We start from the raw sequence: 16306 nt of genomic DNA, 5'->3' as shown, positions 1-16306 counted from the left end.
CGTGACCAACACCACCAGAAAGGGGCCATCGTGGCCAACACCCTCTACACCCCGCAGCAGGCCGCCCGCGCCACGCTGGCATCCCTGCGCTACCTGACGCTGCTCCCGCGCACCGTCCGGCAGGACTTCTCCCAGGAGTTCGTCGCTGGCGTCGGGCAGACCGTCAACGTCCTCGGCCCGGTCACCGCCGGCAAGGCGAAGGTCTACACCAAGGCGAACCGGACCGCGCGCGACGCGATCCAGTTCAACGACCTCGACCAGAAGTGGTTCCCGGTCACCCTCGAGAACCAGGTCTACAACGCCGTCCGCCTGCCGGACGACTTCGCGACCTTCACCCTCAAGGACCTCACCACCCAGGTGCTGATCCCGCAGGCCGAGTCCGTCGTCGACGAGCTCGCCGCACCTCTGGTCGCGGAGATGGTCGCCATCGCCACCGACGCGTCCATTCCCCAGGTCGCTGCGGACGGGTCGAACTTCCGCACCGCGCTGATCAAGGCCCGCCAGGTCCTCAACGACCGGAAGATCCCGGCCGCCGGCCGCACCTTCGCGGTCGGCCCCGGCATGGAGGCTGCAGCCCTGCAGGACGAACTCCTGCAGAAGGTCAACGAGTCCGGCAGCGGCGACACCCTCCGCAACGCGACCATCGGCCGCCTGTTCGGGTTCGACATCATCGCCGACCCGACCCTGCCGGACGACTTCGGCATCGGCTACCACAAGGACGGGTTCGCCCACGTGACGCGCCCCTCGCGGCAGCCGGAGGGCGCGGCGAAGTCCGCGACCGTCGCCCAGGACGGCTACTCGCTGCGCTGGATCCAGCACTACAACCCGCTGCAGCTCGAGGACCAGTCGGTCGTCGACACCTTCTACGGTGCCAAGACGCTCGACGCCAACCGGGCTGTCTCGCTGACCCTGGCGTCCTAGTGGGTGCCCCGGCGACCACGCTCGCCGGGGTATCCGACCTCGGCGACTGGCTCAACGAGGTGATCGCGGGTGACTCGGCCGACGCCAAGCGCGCCGTGCTGTGTCTGAGGCTCGCGTCCGCCCTGGTTCGGAATGAGACAGGGCGGACGTTCCTCAACCCCGACGGCACGCTCGTCGACCCGATCCCCGACGACGTGCAGCTCGTCACGCTGTACTGCGCCGGACGGGTCTACGACAACCGCGAGGCACAGACCACCGGCGGCGTCGACGACGCCACGGAGGGCTGGAAGGTCGACGAGTCCGGCGCGTACCTCACCGCCTCCGAGAAGCGGATGCTCACCAGCTACCGCACCTCGAGCACCTTCGGCGGACTCGGCACTGTCAGCACCACCCGCATGCCTGACAGGCCTTCCACCGCCGGTTGGGTGCCGACACCCACGGACGGTGTCCTCTTCCCCTGGTACTGAACGGAGCCCGCTGTGCGCACCACGAGGATGACCAAGCGCGGCCGCAAGATGGCCGAGGACCGCATGCGCTCCTCCTGCCGCGTGCAGCGGGCCTCCGGGCAGCCAGCCGTCGGCACCGACGGTGAGGTCCACGCACCCACGATCACGGTGTACGAGGGACCCTGCCGACTCCGCACCGTCTCCACGGTCACCAGCGACATCGAAGCAGCAGACCAGCTGCTCGTCGGACAGGCATCCATCCTGTCTCTCCCCGTCGCCACGTCTGGGGACATCCGCCGCGGTGACACCGTCACGTTCATCCCGTCCAACGACCCGGACGACGACCTCGACCCGGCCCTCTTCGCGCACACCATGATGATCGCTGGCCTCCACTTCGACACCGACGCCACCGCACGTCGACTGCCCGTGAGGCTGGTGACCTGATGGCCGACGGCTTCACCGTCGACTTCCACGAACTCCACGAACTCGCGCAAGCGCTCGGCGAGGTCGCATCCTCCGCAGGCCCCTACGTCCGAGACGCGATGCAGACCACGGCGATCGACATCCGCGACGACTGGCGCGCCGCAGCGTCCGGGATGCGCGGACTCGGCGCGTACCCCGGGTCGATCGGCTACGACTTCACCGGCTTCCAGGGCTTCGGCGCGACCGTACTGACCTGTGAGATCGGCCCCGACAAGGGCCGCAAGCAGGGCGCGTTCGGCGCGATCGTGGAGTACGGAGCCCCGAACTTCGCGCCCCGCCATTACGGCGACCAGGCCCTCGACGCGCACACCGAGCAGTACGACGAGCTGATCATCCTGGCGCTCGAGAAGGCCGAGCAGGCCCTCACATTCGGCGGCATCGTCCGCTCCGTCATCGCAGGAAGGAACACGATCCTGTGACCCGGAAGCAGCACGTCGATGCGGTCCTCGCTCGACTACGCGAGCACCCCGCCCTCACCGGCCGCGTCTTCCAGGGTGTCGCCGTGACCGACCCCGCCACGGGGAAGCCGCGCACCCGCTACGTGACCCTTTGGGTCGGTACCCCGCGGCGCGACGTCGCCCGGTTCACGGGCCCGCAGTCCGAAGAGCGGTACCGGCTCACCCTGCACGCCGTCTCGCAGCTCGCCGACGACGTCGGTGACCTCGACGACGCCATCACCGAGCAGCTACTCGGCTGGACCCCGACGATTCCCGGCCGCACCTGCCGCCGCCTCGTCTCCGACGGCGGCGACGAGATGCAGTACGACCGCGACCTCACCCCGCCGCTGTACTGGATCCCCTCCACCTGGGACCTCACCTCCGAAGCCTCCGCCTGACGCGGGGGCTTTCCTCATGCCACCCGCGCCGCGGGCGAACGCCCTCAGCCGAGGGCACCACCACACGAAGGAGCATCATGCCCCCCACCTCGCCGTACCCGGCGTCCTCGGCCTCCGATGGTCGCCACAAGATCGCCTGGGTCCCGAAGCCGACCGACGGCAGCACCGTCAACCCGCTCTCGATCGCCGTCCTCGCCACCGCCATCGACGTGACGTACTCGTTCACCCCCACCGGGTTCAAGCACGACGTCACCCAGGCCGAGGCCGTCGACAAGCGCTACACCGCCCCGCAGGACCTCTCCCGCGGCGGCAAGACCTCCGAGAAGCTCGAGGTCCAGTACGTCGACTCCCAGGACCAGGGCTCCGCGGACGCAGTGCTCACGAAGGACGCCGAGGGGTGGTTCGTGCGCCGGAAGTACATCCCCAACGACGTCGCGTGGACGAAGGACCAGCTCGTCGACGTCATCAGCGTGCAGGCCGGTGTTCCTCGGCAGGATCCGCCCGCGGAGAACCAGGTCGACACGACCACGCAGGGCATGTTCATCACGCAGCCCACCGCCTACGCGCAGAAGCTCGTCGCCTAGCTCGAGCGCGCCAGACCCCTGGCCGGGACGCTTCCACCGTCGTCCCGGCCAGGCCCCTCACTCGCACGGTGGAGAACGGTGGACACAGACTCATGGGCTTCTCCGAAGACCTCGCGGCAGGCAAGACCAAGACGGCATCCCACGAGGACGTTGACGTCCTCATCAACGGCAGCGCTCACACGCTCCGCTTCAGGCCGGCTGGTGGCATGGAGTGGGCGGAAGCCGTGGACCGGTCTCCGCTCCGCATGGACGTCGCGCTCGACCGCGTCTACGGCTACAACCTCCGCTCCGCGGTCCGTCACGTCGCACCCCAGACCGGCAGGCTCCTCGTCGACGGCGAAGAGGTGCCGCTGCGCGTCGACCCATTTACCGAAGACATGGACGACGAGGCCATCGCCGCTCGTGTCGACGAGTGGGAAGACGTCTTCGCGCAGATATCCGGCCACGACGCTCAGCGCATCACCGACGCGGTCTGGGGGCTGAACGAGCGCCGCCCGCAGCTCGCGCTCGAGGCAGCAAAAAAAGCTCGGGGCGACTCGAGCAAGAGCTCGACGTCGCCGTCCGCCTCGGACTCGCGCCCCGCCGTCTCTGGGGCTGGGAACCGCGCCGCACGACGACGTACCGGTACGACGAAGAAGGCCGGCTCCTAGGCGAGACAACCGAACTCGAAGCGGAGTGGGACGAGGAACAGCTCACCCTCGTCATCCAGCACCTCCGAGCGCAGGCCGACCGCGGGCCCCACGGTCAGCCCCTGTCGGAAGCGATGGATCCGCGCGGCAGTCGCAAGACCGACGGCGGCTGGCACTACGAAGCCTCCCCCAACGGCGTCACCGACAACGCGCAGCTCGCGATCAACGAGGCGCGAGACGCCTACTTCGCGCAGTGGGGCGAACGACTCACCGACGGACAGAAGGCCGCCATCCACTGGACCGTCACGAAGGTCCTGGACGAGTAACCGACAACTGAACAAGGGAGCGTCGCCGTGGCGAACCGTACTGTCAAGACCTCCCTCGTCGCAGAAGTCAACGGCTACATCTCCGGGATGCAGTCTGCCGCCCGCGCGACCCGCGAGCTCGGCACGGAGAACGAGAAACTCGCCCAGAAGCGCGAAGCCCTCAGCACCCTCGCAACCGGTGTCGGCGTCATCGGCACCGTCGCGGCCGCGTCACTCGGCCTCGCCGTGGCGAAGTCCGCCGAGTTCAGCGCACAGCTCTCGAAGGTGCAGGCAGCCACCGGGGCCGGCGCGATCGACATGGGGAAGTACCGCGAGCAGGCACTCAGCGCCGGCGTTGCCTTCGGGTACACCGCCAGCCAAGTCACCGAAGCGCAGATCGAGCTCGGCAAGGCCGGCCTCGCAACCCGCGACATCCTCGGCGGCGGCCTCACCGGCGTTCTCGCACTGGCCGCATCGGACAACGTCGAGCTCGGCAAGGCCACCCAGATCGCGTCCGTCGCGATGAAGCAGTTCAACCTTGAAGGCAAGGACGTTCCGCACATCGCGGACCTCCTCGCGGCCGGGGCCGGTAAGGCCCTCGGTGGTGTCGAGCAGCTCGGTGACGCACTCAACCAGTCCGGTCTGGTGGCATCGAACTTCGGGTTCTCGCTCGAGGAGACCACCGGCGTCCTGTCCGCCTTCGCCGACGCCGGTCTGCTCGGGTCGGACGCCGGAACGTCGCTGAAGTCGGCGCTGCAGGCGCTGGCGAACCCGTCCAAGCAGTCGGCGGACCTGATGAAGTCCCTCGGCATCAACGTCAAGGATTCGAACGGTCAGTTCCTCGGTGCCGCCGACCTTGCGGAGCACCTCCGCGAGCGCCTCGGCGGGCTGACGGACGCCCAACGGCAGCAGGCGCTCGCGCAGATCTTCGGCTCGGACGCCGTCCGCGCGGCCACCGTGCTCTACAAGGAGGCCGGCGACGGCATCCAGAAGTACATTGACCAGAACAACGATGCTGGCTACGCCGTCGAGCAGGCGCGCATCAAGAACGACAACCTCGTTGGCGACCTCAAGAAGCTGCAGTCCGCCTTCGAGGGCGCCCTGATCCGAACCGGGTCCTCGGCCGACACGCCCCTCCGCGCACTTGTGCAGACGACGGACGACCTGGTCACCTCGTTCAACAACGCACCGCCGGCGCTGCAAGCGACCTCCCTCGGTGTGCTCGCCGTAGTCGCCGCAGTCGGCCTTGGCGGAGCGGCGTTCCTCGGCATCGTTCCGAAGATCGCCGCGACGAAGGTCGCTCTCGAGACCCTCGGGGTCACGGGTGCATCGGTCCGCGGACGTCTCGGTGGCATCGTCAGCTTCCTCGGCGGGCCGTGGGGCATCGCGATGCTGGCCGCCACCGCCGCGGTGGTCAGCTTCAACATGGTGATGAACGAAGGCCGCATCACCCAGGACGAACTGATCAACCGCCTGTCGACCTCGGAAGATGCCCTGAAGAACTTCGCCGCTGCCGCCCAGCAGGGCAGCACCTCGAAGACCTTCCTCGGCAGCTACAAGGACGAACTCAAGGACCTCCCCGGGCTCCTCAAGAAGGCCACCGGCAACGGGGTCGACGACTTCCTGAACCTGACCTTCCGCCAGCAGGGAGCCGTCACCTCCATTAAGAAGTACGGCGACGCCCTCGCGTCCGTCGCGAACAGCGACCTCCCGCGAGCGCAGAAGCAGTTCGCGCAGCTAGCCGACTCCCAGAACCTCTCCGCGGGCCAGCAAACGAAGCTGCTGAACCTGATGAGCGGCTACAAGAACGAGCTCACAACGCAGGCGACGCAGCTCGGCCTCACCGCCGACAAGCAGACGCTGCTGGCGCTCGCTACCGGTGACTACACGCCGAAGATGCAGGCTGCGATCGCTGCGTCTCAGGAGAGCAAGGGTGCGTCCGATGGCGCTGCCACCGGGATGGATGGTGTCGCGGACTCCGCGGAGGACGCCGCGCAGGCGGTCGACCAGGTCGCGAAGGCACTGGCGGGACTGACTTCACCCACGCTCGATGCTCGACAGGCGCAGCGGCAATTCGAGGCCGCGCTTGACAGCGTCGGCGAGGCGATCAAGTCAAACAAGGACGCCTACAAGGACGCCGGCACCAGCCTGGACATCGCCACTGAGGAGGGGCGGAAGAACCAGGAGGTCCTCGACGGGATCGCGTCCTCGGCGCAGGACGTCGCGAGCAAACTCTTCACGCAGACCGGGTCTCAGGATCAGGCCACCGCGGCGATGCAGCGAGGGCGCGACGAGCTGGTGAAGGCGCTCGAGCAGTACGGCATCACCGGTCAGGCCGCCGAGGACTACGCGAACGAGATCATCGGCACGCCGACGCAGTGGGCCACCGTGTTCCAGAACAACGCGACCGGGCAGCCGCTCGGTGACGTTGCCACGTACACCGGCTCGATCTACGGCGTCCCCAACGCCAAGGAGACGCAGCTGAAGGCTGAGATCGCGCAGGCGACTCAGAACCTGCAGAACCTGAAGAACCAGATCGGCAACGTGCCGGCCGCGAAGGAGACGGAGCTGCGGGCGCAGATCGCCGCCGCAGAGGCGAACCTTCGTGCCCTGAAGGGTCAACTCGACGGCATCCAGTCGAAGTCCGTCACGATCACCGCGAACTACGTCTACAACAACCTCCGGACCGGCGACGGAACACCGGGCAACGGGCTCGGCGTGATGAAGGCGGACGGCGGCGTCGTCGACTACTACGCCGACGGTGCGATCCGAGGCAGCGAGAACCACGTCGCCGAGATCGCCCCAGGTGGGGCATGGCGAGTGTGGGCGGAACCCGAGACCGGTGGTGAGGCGTACATCCCACTCGCCCCGTCAAAGCGGTCCCGTTCTCTCGCGATCTGGGAGGAGACGGGCCGCCGCCTGCAGGCATTCGCGGACGGCGGCACCTACGGGGAGCCGACGTACGTGCCGACCCCGCCCCAGGTGGTCTACGCGCAGTCGCCGGCCGCGAGCGGGAGCAGCGGCGGCAACGGCTCGTCGTCGGTGTTCGCGCCGTCGTTCGTGTCGTCTGGGAGCACCCGCCGTGACATGGAAGAAGCCCGCTGGGCATTCGACCGCTACGAGAGCAAGAGGAACGGTGGCCGCTGATGCCAGGACCCTGGGCACTTCGCTACCCCGGCGTTGACGTCACGTTCGACGACGAGTCCGGCGTCTACCTTCGGGTAGCGCCGGACCTCGCCGACTACGACATCACCGACGCGGACTACGACAACGCTCGAGCGGACGGGTCGCAGGTTGGGCAGGACTTCCACGGCGGACGCACGATCGGTGTGACGTTCGGGATCCTCGGCCGAACCGAGGCGGAGATGTGGGACCGGTTCGACCGGCTCGCGTCGTACTGGAACGCTGCGGCGATCCGGACGACGCCGGGTGCTGTCGCGGAGCTCGTCTCCGATCGTGGTCGGTCCGCGTTTGGCCGGCCCCGGAAGATCGCACCCTCGGACGTGTTCCCCGAAGCGGGGATGATGACCGTCGAGACGACATTCCGGCAGGTCGACAAACTCTGGTACGGCGCACCGGACCAGCTGACCGTGCCGTTCGCGATATCGCAGGGCGGTGGCCTCGTCGAACCGTTGAAGGAGCCGCTCGTCGCTCGCGGCTACACCACCCGCGCAAACACGTTCACCGTAGGCGGCACGGAGCCGACACCGTTCGTCGCGACGATTCGCGGCGCGATCCTCAACCCTGGCATTGAGATCGCGGGCGTCGTCCGCTACGCGGCGCAGACCTCACTCGCCTACGACGAGACCCTCACGATCGACACCAGGCCCGGGCGCATGTCGGTGCTGCGGAACGGCTCCCAAATCGCGTCCCTCACCCGCAACTCGGACCTCCTCACCGACGGCATCCTCCCGCCTGGCGCAGGGTCGCTCGTCCTCACCGGCTCGTCTTCGACGGGCAACCCGACCGCGACGCTCGAGTGGCGCTCGGCGACTCTCGCCCCCTGACGAAAGGCACTCACATGGCGCTCGACGGCGTTCCCTGGTTCATCGGCGGACAGGCTGAGCACGGCGGCGACGTCGCCCGGCAGCTTGCGTACCTCGCCTGCGGCGGCAGCGAGGGCGTCACCGCACCAGGCGATCTGAAGGTCGTCCCGCTCGATCAGGCCGGCCCTGGCGTGAAGGTCCTCGCGGGGTCCGCGTCGATCCTGAACCGGGTAAGTCCGCAGCAGGCGTACACCGTGCGGAACCCAACCGCCGACCCGGATTCGGTGAAGATCGCCGGGACCGGTTCGACCGGCGGGCGCGCGGACCTGGTGGTGTGCCTGGTCGACAACCCCAACATCGACTCGAACGCCCAGACGCCAGCCGACCTCGGGAAGGGCCCCTACGACCGGTTCGACATCATCGCAGGCGTACCTGCCGGCACGCGCCGGCTGCAAGACCTCGACGCGTACAAGGGCACCTCCGGGTACGCGCTCGCTCGCATCGACCAGCCGGCGAACAACGCCGTGATCACGTCGGCGATGATCACTGACCTCCGGAAGCTCACGCGTGCTCGAGAGACGACGATCCCTATCTCGGACCTCGGCGTCTCCACGGCGACACTGTCGGCCACGGCGGGCACGGTATTCCCACCGTTCCAGCCGACCGTCGAGGTACCGGACTGGGCGACGTACGTCCGCGTCGAACTGTCGATCGCGGGACTCTCCGCGCTGGGCAACTCGACCGGCTTCTACAACGTGCAGCTCCAGAACGCCTCCGGCGGCAACGTGATCGCCGGCAACACCATTGCCTACAACGCGGACGCCGTCGTCACATCAACCCGCATGCCCCTCCTGGGCCTCGCCGAGGGTGACGTCACCGCGCTCCGCGGGCAGACACTGCGCCCCACGGTCGTGATGCGCAAGAGCGCCGCCGCTCAGGCGAACCTCAAGTACGACGCGTCCTCGCAGCTGCTGTTCCGGGTCACGTTCTACGAACGCATCAGCTGACCCCGGAGGGCACCCCGCATGACCGAGCGCTTCATCATCCAGCGGGCCACGACGAAGCAGGTGCTCTCCTACGACTTCCCGAACATCAGCCGCGGCCCGGTCAGCACACCACTGTCCGCCGTTGGTTCCCTGACGCTCACGCTCGGACCAGCAGCAGCGCAGCAGACCGCCGCAGATGGGTACCCGGTGTTCTGGGAACAGGGCACCATCGTCACGCTCGACGATGAGGGAACCATCCGGTTCCGCGGCATCGTCGACAAGATCACCTACCCGGACCAGTCCGCGGAGGTCGTCGTGAAGTCGATGACGCGGTACCTGTTCGGTAAGCCCTACGAAGGTGACGCCTACTACGGGGCAAAGGTCGACCCGGCCGACATCGTCCGCCTCCTCGTCGCACACGTGCAGTCGTTCCCAGACTCCGACATCGGCCTGACCGTCACCGGCGCGACCACCGTACGCGTCGGGACGTTCTCGACGCAGAACAAGGCGGACACACTCGCCGCGTACACCGCCGCGGTGAACAGCTACAACGCGGAGAACGCCAAGCTCAAACCCCTCCGCGACGCGGTCTCCGCCGCACGGTCGGACTACTCCGCCATCGTCCAGCAATCCGAATCAGCCAACGCGGAACTGTCGGCCGCGAAAAAGGCGAAGGATCAGGCGCGAATCACCGCAGCGCAGACCGCCGTCAACCAGGTCACGAACGCCAAGGCCGCGCAGCAGAACGTCATCAATCAGCGGGTCGCCGCAGTCAACGCGCAAGCTGCGATCGTCGCCGGCAAGAAGGCCGACAAGGACAAGGCATACACGGCCAAGGTCGCCGCATCGAAGGCCGCGAAGAACGACGGCGGGGCCTACGCGCTCCTGCCGTGGGAAGCACCCGACTGCGGCAACAAGCTCAACGACCTCGCCGACAACACCCCGTTCGACTGGTACGAGCGCTCCACCTGGGACAGCAACGACCTCCCACAGACCGAGCTCGTCGTCGCCTACCCCCGTGTCGGCCGGCGGCTCTCCCGTGACGGAGACCCATCATTCGTGCAGGGCGTCAACATCATCACCGACCTCGAGCCCGAGACCAGTGACGACGCCGCGAACTCCGTCTACGGAGTCGGCGCGGGTGAAGGCGTAGGAGCGATCCGCAGGACAATCACCGTCCGCGACGGGAAGCTGCGTCAGGTCGCCGCGTTCACGTCGAAGGACGTCAAGAGCGCCACAGACATGGACACACGTCTGCGTGCTGAGCTCGCCGCCCGGAAGGCAACCCTGTCTGTCTCGAAGATCACCGTCACCGACCACCCGAACTCACCACGCGGGTCCTACAACCGCGGCGACGACATCTTCGTGCAAGGCACCGTCCCCCGCTACGGACGCTTCGGCCTGTGGCACCGCATCGTCGAGCTCACCGAGAACGCCGACGGCACCACCGACTGCGACCTCGAACTGACCGACTCGTTCACCTACGGGACAGGAGTGCCGGAATGACCGACCTCGACCCCCGCGTCCCCGCCCTCTGGGCCGACTTCGAATGCCGACTCAAGGCGCTTGAGGCCACTCAGCAGCTGTCGACCTCCACCGTCGGCGACACGGACGAGGACGCGGTCCCGGTCGATGAGATCGTCGCTGACGCCGCGCTCTCCGTCGACGCCGTGTTCGACCTGCAGGACAACGTCGCCGCAGCGAACGACGGGGTATCACAGCTCGGCGACCTGATCGCTGCGAGCATGGCCGAACTCGACACTCGGCTCGAGCTTGCGGACACGAACCTCGACGTCGCCCGCGGCGAGCTCGAGGAGTCGCAGCAGGACATCACCGACGCGTTCGGGCAGCGCATCGACGGTCTCTCCGACGACGTCGACGCGGCGATCACAGCGGCGGGCAGCGCACGGACGGAGGCGCAGGCAGCATCCGATGCTGCGCTGGCGGCGGCTGGCCTCGCAGCGGCCAAGGGCGAGACGATCGTGCAGGTCTCCGCCCCGACCGGGTCGAGGGCGAACCCGGCGAACCTGTGGATCAACACCAGCCTGGACGCGAATGGGAACCCGAAGAACACCCCGAACACGTACACCGTCTACGCAAACTCCTCGCCGGCGGACCCGGCCACGCTGCTGAAGCTGATCGACTCGGCCGACCCGATCGCCGAGATCGTCGTCCCTGGCATGACTGCCACAGTCACGCCGGGGAAGCCGGTCGCGGCGACGGTGAACCTGTCCGTGTCGATGGACCAGAACGGCGTGCAGAAGCAGACCGTCGCGCTCCTCCGCGACGGCCGCGACGGAAGCACGATCGCGTCGCAGGTGTTCACCGACATGGGCGACAGCGCCACCGGTGACGTGCAGTCGTTCACGTTCTCCGGGACCGTCACTCCGACGGCCGATCAGCTGGTCGTCACGCTGCAGACCACCCTCGACACGCAGCCGACGGTGTGGTCCCTGCACCGGAAGCTGACCGCCGTCGGTGGGTCCTGGTCGCCCGTCACGGACCGGCAAGTCATCGACGCGGCGTCGGCCGCGGCGACTGCCGCGGCTGCGGCGCAGGCGGCGAAGGACACGGCGGATCAGGCGAAGGCTGCCGCCGGGGTCGCTCAGCAGGCGGCGTCTGATGCGAACACGCAGGCGCTCGCGGCCGCGGGGATCGCGAACGGCAAGGGCAAGGTCATCCCGCAGGTGTCCAAGCCGACCGGCGCGAACGCTGCCGTCGGGAATCTCTGGATTCGCACGACGGACAACACGCCGTGGGTCTACGACTCGTCCGCGTCCGATTGGGTGCAGGTCACCGACCAGACCGCGAAGGACGCTGCCGCGAACGCTGTCGCGGCCCAGCAGACGGCGACCGCCGCGGCGAACGCGGCAGCTGCGGCTCAGGCGACCGCTGACGGACGACCGCAGATCCTGTTCTCCTCGAGCGCCGGACCGTCTGGGACCGCGCCGACGGGGACGATCTGGTTCCTCTGGGATTCGGCGAAGAACGTCGCAGGTCAGTGGCTGCAGTCGGGAACGCTCGCGGCCCCGGTGTGGACGCCGCAGCAGATCCGGTCCGAGGTCATCGCGAACCTCGACGTCGCGAAGCTCACCGCAGGGTCCGCGGCGATCGCAGATCTCGTGGCGCAGAAGATCGCGGCGTCGACGGCGAATTTCCAGACCGCGAACGTGTCGAACCTGTTCGTCACGTCCGGCGCGACCATGTCGCAGGCGGTCATCGACTTCCTGTTCGCGAACGTCGTGCAGGCGAAAAAGATCACCGCCGGCATGATCGACGTCGGATCCTTGACCGGCGTCATCTTGACCGGCATCACAATCAGTGGTGGAACGTTCACCACGACGAAGTCCACCAGCACGCAGCCCTGGCTCCGTGTGGCTTCGCAGTCGGTGACGTTCTACGATGGCTCCGACACGATGCGCGGGTACGTGCAGGCGGCGAACGGTCGCCTTACGATCGCTGGAACCTCCGACACTGCGTCCTCGTTCTTCATGGTCGGGCGCACCACTTTCACCGTCCCCGGGATCGCGTTCAACCAGTCATTCGTGTCGGACGTGAACATGGGCGACACCTACGTCAACGGCGATCTCATGACGTCCGGTCAGGTGCGAGACTCATACTCGAGAACGCCGATGAACCAGACGGTTGGGGGATCGGCCGGGGGACGTCGTCTCGTCGCTAACTCGTTCACCGTGCCGACGACCGAGGCGGCCGCCGCAGATCAGACGCAGGTCGTCGACGTCATCCAGTACAACCGCACCGACGGCAAGGTCTACGTCTACGCGGACGTGCTACAGAACCGCGCGACTGGGGCCCGTTTCCTCGACGACACCGGCTGGGTGTTCCCCACCCTGAACGCGGGAACGAACGATTCCAACGACCCGTTTCGAGTCCGTCGCCTCAACGGCGTCGTCTACTTCGGTGGTCTGATCACCCCGACCGCAGCCAGCCAGACGGCAATCTCGGCGCTCGCCGCGCAGTTCCGGCCGCTCGCGTCGATCGGCGCGTACCTGAACCGCGGCGGCACAAGCACCACCGCCGGCCAGTGGCTCGTCCGCGTCGGCAGCGCAGGCAACGTCGTGCTGGTCGGTGCCGGGAACTCGCCTGGCGGCACAGGAAACATCGACATGGCGGGCTTCCCCCCGTTCCCCGCCGGTCAGTGATCTACGACATAAGAGAGGAACCGCATGACCGACATCGCAGATCTCGTCGAGGCGCTCCCACCGTCCCCACCGACGATCGCGAGCATCGTGCAGCAACAGATCGACGATGCCCAGGCTGAAGCGACAGCCTGCCGAGCATGGGCGGACCAGTACTCCGCGCGGGCCGCCGCTGCTGAAGCCCGCGTCGCACAGCTGCAGGCGCTCTCCGACTGACCCCGTCCGCGCATCACCATCACGCCGTCCCGACTGGGGCGGCGTTCGTCATGAAGGAGGCCCTGATGGGCGACACGAACACTCCCGTGGTGACGTTCCCGGACGACGCCTACGTGTACACCGCCGCCGACGAGCTCGACACCACCTCCGCTCCCGTTGAGAACGGGACCGGCGACCAGACCGACGGGATGGGCGCACTGTGATCCTCGACTCCGCAGCAGCCATCCAGCGCGCCCGCGGCCAGGTCGGCAAAGCCGACGGAGCCGGTGCCTGCCTCGCGAACGTCTACAAGTGGTTCGGTGGCCCCGCCTGGTCCTCGACCGGCCCCGGTGCCGGCCAGTACAACTGGGCGATCAAGGTGTGGACCTTCGCCCAGCACAAGCACCCCGGCGACTACTACCCGCCCGCTGGCGTTCCGGTCCTCTACGGCCCAGTCGGCTCTCCACGGTGGCGTGGCGACGTGAACTACCCGTGCGGCGACATCGGCCTCTCCATCGGGGGTGGCTTCGCAGTGTTCACGGACTCCCCAACGGGGAACACCGGGATCATGTCGATCTCCGCACGCGCCGCGCAGATCGGCCGCCCGTACCTCGGCTGGACCGAGGACCTCATGGGGTACGACACCACTGCCGGGCAGGCCGCTCGAGCGCCCCAACCCGCGCCGACGCCGGTCGTCGTCGTGGTCCCAACCATCCCACCCACCCCGACCGTGGAGACAGACATGATTTACGTCAAGTCCGACAAGTCCAAGACGAACTACATCATCGGCGAGACCACCGTGATGCAGGTCACCGACTCCCGTGCTCGCACCTACTCGGCTGCGATCCCCGGCGACACGCACCTGTTCGCGACGCTCTCGTCCGCACGGTGCGCTGGCCTCATCGACGACTGCCGTCAGCGCCGCGACCAGGCGAACCTCGCAACGTCGAAGGTCATCGTCGACGCGCTGCACGCCGAGGACGCCCCAAGCGACGAGGTGGCCGGCTGATGACTACCGACGGGAAGCACGAGGACACCACCCGGCCCTGGTGGGCGAAGTTCGCAGCGCAGCTTGGCGCTCGAGCGAAGAAGGCATGGTCCGCCGGCGTTGCTGGCGCGGCGCTCGCGATCGGCGGGATCTCTGTCGCCGGGTTCTGGGCGGACGGGCACATTGACACGCAGAAGGTCGCCGCGGCGGCCGGGACGGTCGTCGTCGGGTTCGTCGGCGGGTTCCTCGCCGCGTTCCTACCCCGCAACGCCACCACACCGACGGACAAGCAGTAGCCGGACACCGTCCCGCTGAGAGGGGAACTGATGCCGGAACCGCAGGGACCTGAGCCCACCGGATGGGAGCTCATGCGCGGCCTCGACTCCCTGCGGGAGGAGATCCGTGCGATCGGCGGGAAGGTCGTCACCCAGGACACCTACCAAGCCGACCGTCGTGCGCTCGACGCCCGGATGAAGGACATGCGTGACGAGATCGACGGCTTCCACACGAAGTCCGCCGAGCGCGACAAGGCCGAGGCGGCGCAGCGTGCCGAATCGGACCGGATGCGGAAGACGGCGACGCTGTCGATCGCGCTCGCCATCGCGGGCCCGATCATCACCGCGATCGTTGGAGTCTTGATCGCTCGAGGAGGTGCGCCGTGACCCGTTCACGACTGGCTCTGCGGTTCGTCCGCGGCCTTTTCACGGCGGCGTGGCAGTCCGTGGTCACGTGGGTGGTGGTTGTCGCCGCGATCACGGCTGTTGTGGCGCTCGTCGCGTCGCAGTTCTCGACGATCGACGCGCTCCGGACACGGAACTTCCAGTTGGGCTCGGCGAGCACGGAGGGGTCGAAGCGGTACGACCGGCTGTTCGACGAGTACTCGAAGCTGTACGACGAGTCCGAGCAGCAGGGCGTGAGGCCGTCTACGACGGACCCGTCGGACGTTCCCTCGAAGGCCACGTCCGGTAGCACTCCGGGCGCGACAGGGGCTACTGGAGCGACGGGCATTCCTGGCGCACCTGGGAAGGACGGCCGCGACGGGAAAGATGGCGAGGACGGCGCTGACGGCCTCAACGGCAGCGACGGTAGGTCCGGTGCGACAGGAGACATGGGCATTCCGGGTCAGACTGGCGCGGCAGGCCCAACAGGTGCGACCGGACCGCAGGGCCCGACCGGCGCGACCGGTCCGGCCGGCAAGGACGGCACTGACGGGAAGGACGGCCGCGGCGTCGCTTCCGTGACGTGCGTTGCTACTGACGCCGGTACCGCGTATCGGTTCACCTTCACGGACAGCACGACGGCGGATGTCGCGGGAGCCTGCGTGCCCCCGGTGACGCCGACGGATCCAGTAACGCCGGCTGAGTGACACGAGACCCCCACCGGGTTCCCTCACGGGAGCCTGGCGGGGGTCTTTCGTCGTTTGGTTCAGCGTCGTCCGCGGGTGACGATCACGTGGGTGATGGCTAGGCCGATGCTGCAGACGACGATGAGTGAGCTCGCGGTGAAGACGATCCGTGCGATCCACCATGCGGTGCCGCCTGCTGGGTACCAGTGCGCGAAGAGCGCGAACCAGGAGGCGACGTTAGCGAGGCAGGTGCCCGCGACGAATCGCACGGCCCACGTCGGAACGCCATCGAACACGCTCACCAGAAGCGGCCGACGCCGTAGAGGTAGACCATGCCGCCGACGGGCCACACGGCAGCGAGCATGCCGCCGATGAAGTAGAGACGGGCTTCCGATCGCTCGTACGGAGTCGGCTCCTCGTTGACGCGTTGAATCGACATGGTG

The 16306-nt window shown here is 67.9% G+C and carries 21 protein-coding genes; 19 read left to right on the top strand and 2 right to left on the bottom strand.

Annotation, left to right across the window (positions count from 1 at the left end; all coding sequences use genetic code 11):
- The first annotated feature begins 30 nt into the window (after positions 1–30).
- The 19 genes from ACIPJ2_RS16085 to ACIPJ2_RS15995 all read left to right on the top strand — a co-directional run bounded on the left by ACIPJ2_RS16085 (position 31) and on the right by ACIPJ2_RS15995 (position 15884).
- Positions 31–921 (top strand): P22 phage major capsid protein family protein, encoded by an 891-nt coding sequence (locus ACIPJ2_RS16085; RefSeq protein WP_402729646.1) that lies wholly within the window; start codon positions 31–33, stop codon positions 919–921.
- Positions 921–1388 carry a head-tail connector protein gene (locus ACIPJ2_RS16080; protein ID WP_402729645.1) on the top strand — a complete coding sequence of 156 codons (468 nt, stop codon included), beginning with the start codon at positions 921–923 and terminating at the stop codon, positions 1386–1388. The genes ACIPJ2_RS16085 and ACIPJ2_RS16080 overlap by 1 nt, the downstream gene beginning before the upstream one ends.
- Positions 1389–1400: 12 nt before the next feature.
- A complete protein-coding gene (locus tag ACIPJ2_RS16075; protein ID WP_402729644.1) occupies positions 1401–1811 on the top strand; it encodes a DUF6093 family protein in 411 nt (136 codons plus the stop codon).
- Positions 1811–2269: a hypothetical protein gene (locus ACIPJ2_RS16070; protein ID WP_402729643.1), complete on the top strand. Its 459-nt coding sequence runs from the start codon at positions 1811–1813 to the stop codon at positions 2267–2269. The genes ACIPJ2_RS16075 and ACIPJ2_RS16070 overlap by 1 nt, the downstream gene beginning before the upstream one ends.
- Entirely contained in the window at positions 2266–2685 is a 420-nt protein-coding gene (locus ACIPJ2_RS16065; protein ID WP_402729642.1) for a hypothetical protein, read from the top strand. The genes ACIPJ2_RS16070 and ACIPJ2_RS16065 overlap by 4 nt, the downstream gene beginning before the upstream one ends.
- Positions 2686–2762: 77 nt before the next feature.
- Entirely contained in the window at positions 2763–3269 is a 507-nt protein-coding gene (locus ACIPJ2_RS16060; protein WP_402729641.1) for a hypothetical protein, read from the top strand.
- Positions 3270–3361: 92 nt separating this feature from the next.
- On the top strand, positions 3362–3919 hold the full coding sequence (locus ACIPJ2_RS16055; RefSeq protein ID WP_402729640.1) for a hypothetical protein: 558 nt from the start codon (positions 3362–3364) through the stop codon (positions 3917–3919).
- A gap of 113 nt (positions 3920–4032) precedes the next feature.
- On the top strand, positions 4033–4224 hold the full coding sequence (locus ACIPJ2_RS16050; RefSeq protein ID WP_402729639.1) for a hypothetical protein: 192 nt from the start codon (positions 4033–4035) through the stop codon (positions 4222–4224).
- Positions 4225–4251: 27 nt separating this feature from the next.
- Positions 4252–7350: a phage tail tape measure protein gene (locus ACIPJ2_RS16045; protein WP_402729638.1), complete on the top strand. Its 3099-nt coding sequence runs from the start codon at positions 4252–4254 to the stop codon at positions 7348–7350.
- A complete protein-coding gene (locus ACIPJ2_RS16040; RefSeq protein WP_402729637.1) occupies positions 7350–8210 on the top strand; it encodes a hypothetical protein in 861 nt (286 codons plus the stop codon). Before ACIPJ2_RS16045 ends, ACIPJ2_RS16040 begins: the two co-directional genes overlap by 1 nt.
- 14 nt (positions 8211–8224) lie before the next feature.
- Entirely contained in the window at positions 8225–9196 is a 972-nt protein-coding gene (locus tag ACIPJ2_RS16035) for a hypothetical protein (RefSeq protein WP_402729636.1), read from the top strand.
- 18 nt (positions 9197–9214) lie between these two features.
- Positions 9215–10681, top strand: coding sequence for a hypothetical protein (locus ACIPJ2_RS16030; RefSeq protein ID WP_402729635.1), 1467 nt, complete (start codon positions 9215–9217; stop codon positions 10679–10681).
- Positions 10678–13338, top strand: coding sequence for a hypothetical protein (locus ACIPJ2_RS16025; RefSeq protein ID WP_402729634.1), 2661 nt, complete (start codon positions 10678–10680; stop codon positions 13336–13338). The genes ACIPJ2_RS16030 and ACIPJ2_RS16025 overlap by 4 nt, the downstream gene beginning before the upstream one ends.
- 24 nt (positions 13339–13362) lie before the next feature.
- Complete coding sequence (locus tag ACIPJ2_RS16020; protein WP_402729633.1) at positions 13363–13551, top strand: hypothetical protein; 189 nt, start codon at positions 13363–13365, stop codon at positions 13549–13551.
- A gap of 65 nt (positions 13552–13616) precedes the next feature.
- Positions 13617–13754, top strand: coding sequence for a hypothetical protein (locus ACIPJ2_RS16015; RefSeq protein WP_402729632.1), 138 nt, complete (start codon positions 13617–13619; stop codon positions 13752–13754).
- Positions 13751–14539, top strand: a complete 789-nt coding sequence (locus tag ACIPJ2_RS16010) for a hypothetical protein (protein WP_402729631.1) — start codon at positions 13751–13753, stop codon at positions 14537–14539. Before ACIPJ2_RS16015 ends, ACIPJ2_RS16010 begins: the two co-directional genes overlap by 4 nt.
- On the top strand, positions 14539–14814 hold the full coding sequence (locus ACIPJ2_RS16005) for a hypothetical protein (protein ID WP_402729630.1): 276 nt from the start codon (positions 14539–14541) through the stop codon (positions 14812–14814). Before ACIPJ2_RS16010 ends, ACIPJ2_RS16005 begins: the two co-directional genes overlap by 1 nt.
- 30 nt (positions 14815–14844) lie before the next feature.
- Positions 14845–15180, top strand: a complete 336-nt coding sequence (locus tag ACIPJ2_RS16000; protein WP_402729629.1) for a hypothetical protein — start codon at positions 14845–14847, stop codon at positions 15178–15180.
- A complete protein-coding gene (locus ACIPJ2_RS15995) occupies positions 15177–15884 on the top strand; it encodes a hypothetical protein (protein WP_402729628.1) in 708 nt (235 codons plus the stop codon). The genes ACIPJ2_RS16000 and ACIPJ2_RS15995 overlap by 4 nt, the downstream gene beginning before the upstream one ends.
- 59 nt (positions 15885–15943) lie before the next feature.
- Here the strand turns inward: ACIPJ2_RS15995 and ACIPJ2_RS15990 are convergent, their stop codons facing one another.
- Positions 15944–16132, bottom strand: coding sequence for a hypothetical protein (locus ACIPJ2_RS15990; RefSeq protein WP_402729627.1), 189 nt, complete (start codon positions 16130–16132; stop codon positions 15944–15946).
- 29 nt (positions 16133–16161) lie between these two features.
- Positions 16162–16302, bottom strand: a complete 141-nt coding sequence (locus ACIPJ2_RS15985) for a hypothetical protein (protein ID WP_402729626.1) — start codon at positions 16300–16302, stop codon at positions 16162–16164.
- Positions 16303–16306 lie beyond the last annotated feature (4 nt).

It is taken from the genome of Curtobacterium sp. NPDC090217 (assembly GCF_044746705.1).
GTDB lineage: Bacteria > Actinomycetota > Actinomycetes > Actinomycetales > Microbacteriaceae > Curtobacterium.
Note: the sequence above shows the minus strand (reverse complement) of the source record. Positions and strands in the feature narration are given on the sequence as shown.

What these genes read in the sequence shown, in the direction of transcription:
- ACIPJ2_RS16070 (WP_402729643.1), top strand. Translation starts at nt 1,811, where the DNA reads ATGGCCGACGGCTTCACCGTCGACTTCCACGAACTCCACGAACTCGCG.
- ACIPJ2_RS16060 (WP_402729641.1), top strand. Translation starts at nt 2,763, where the DNA reads ATGCCCCCCACCTCGCCGTACCCGGCGTCCTCGGCCTCCGATGGTCGC.
- ACIPJ2_RS16055 (WP_402729640.1), top strand. Translation starts at nt 3,362, where the DNA reads ATGGGCTTCTCCGAAGACCTCGCGGCAGGCAAGACCAAGACGGCATCC.
- ACIPJ2_RS16050 (WP_402729639.1), top strand. Translation starts at nt 4,033, where the DNA reads ATGGATCCGCGCGGCAGTCGCAAGACCGACGGCGGCTGGCACTACGAA.
- ACIPJ2_RS16040 (WP_402729637.1), top strand. Translation starts at nt 7,350, where the DNA reads ATGCCAGGACCCTGGGCACTTCGCTACCCCGGCGTTGACGTCACGTTC.
- ACIPJ2_RS16035 (WP_402729636.1), top strand. Translation starts at nt 8,225, where the DNA reads ATGGCGCTCGACGGCGTTCCCTGGTTCATCGGCGGACAGGCTGAGCAC.
- ACIPJ2_RS16030 (WP_402729635.1), top strand. Translation starts at nt 9,215, where the DNA reads ATGACCGAGCGCTTCATCATCCAGCGGGCCACGACGAAGCAGGTGCTC.
- ACIPJ2_RS16025 (WP_402729634.1), top strand. Translation starts at nt 10,678, where the DNA reads ATGACCGACCTCGACCCCCGCGTCCCCGCCCTCTGGGCCGACTTCGAA.
- ACIPJ2_RS16020 (WP_402729633.1), top strand. Translation starts at nt 13,363, where the DNA reads ATGACCGACATCGCAGATCTCGTCGAGGCGCTCCCACCGTCCCCACCG.
- ACIPJ2_RS16015 (WP_402729632.1), top strand. Translation starts at nt 13,617, where the DNA reads ATGGGCGACACGAACACTCCCGTGGTGACGTTCCCGGACGACGCCTAC.
- ACIPJ2_RS16005 (WP_402729630.1), top strand. Translation starts at nt 14,539, where the DNA reads ATGACTACCGACGGGAAGCACGAGGACACCACCCGGCCCTGGTGGGCG.
- ACIPJ2_RS16000 (WP_402729629.1), top strand. Translation starts at nt 14,845, where the DNA reads ATGCCGGAACCGCAGGGACCTGAGCCCACCGGATGGGAGCTCATGCGC.
- ACIPJ2_RS15985 (WP_402729626.1), bottom strand. Translation starts at nt 16,302, where the DNA reads ATGTCGATTCAACGCGTCAACGAGGAGCCGACTCCGTACGAGCGATCG.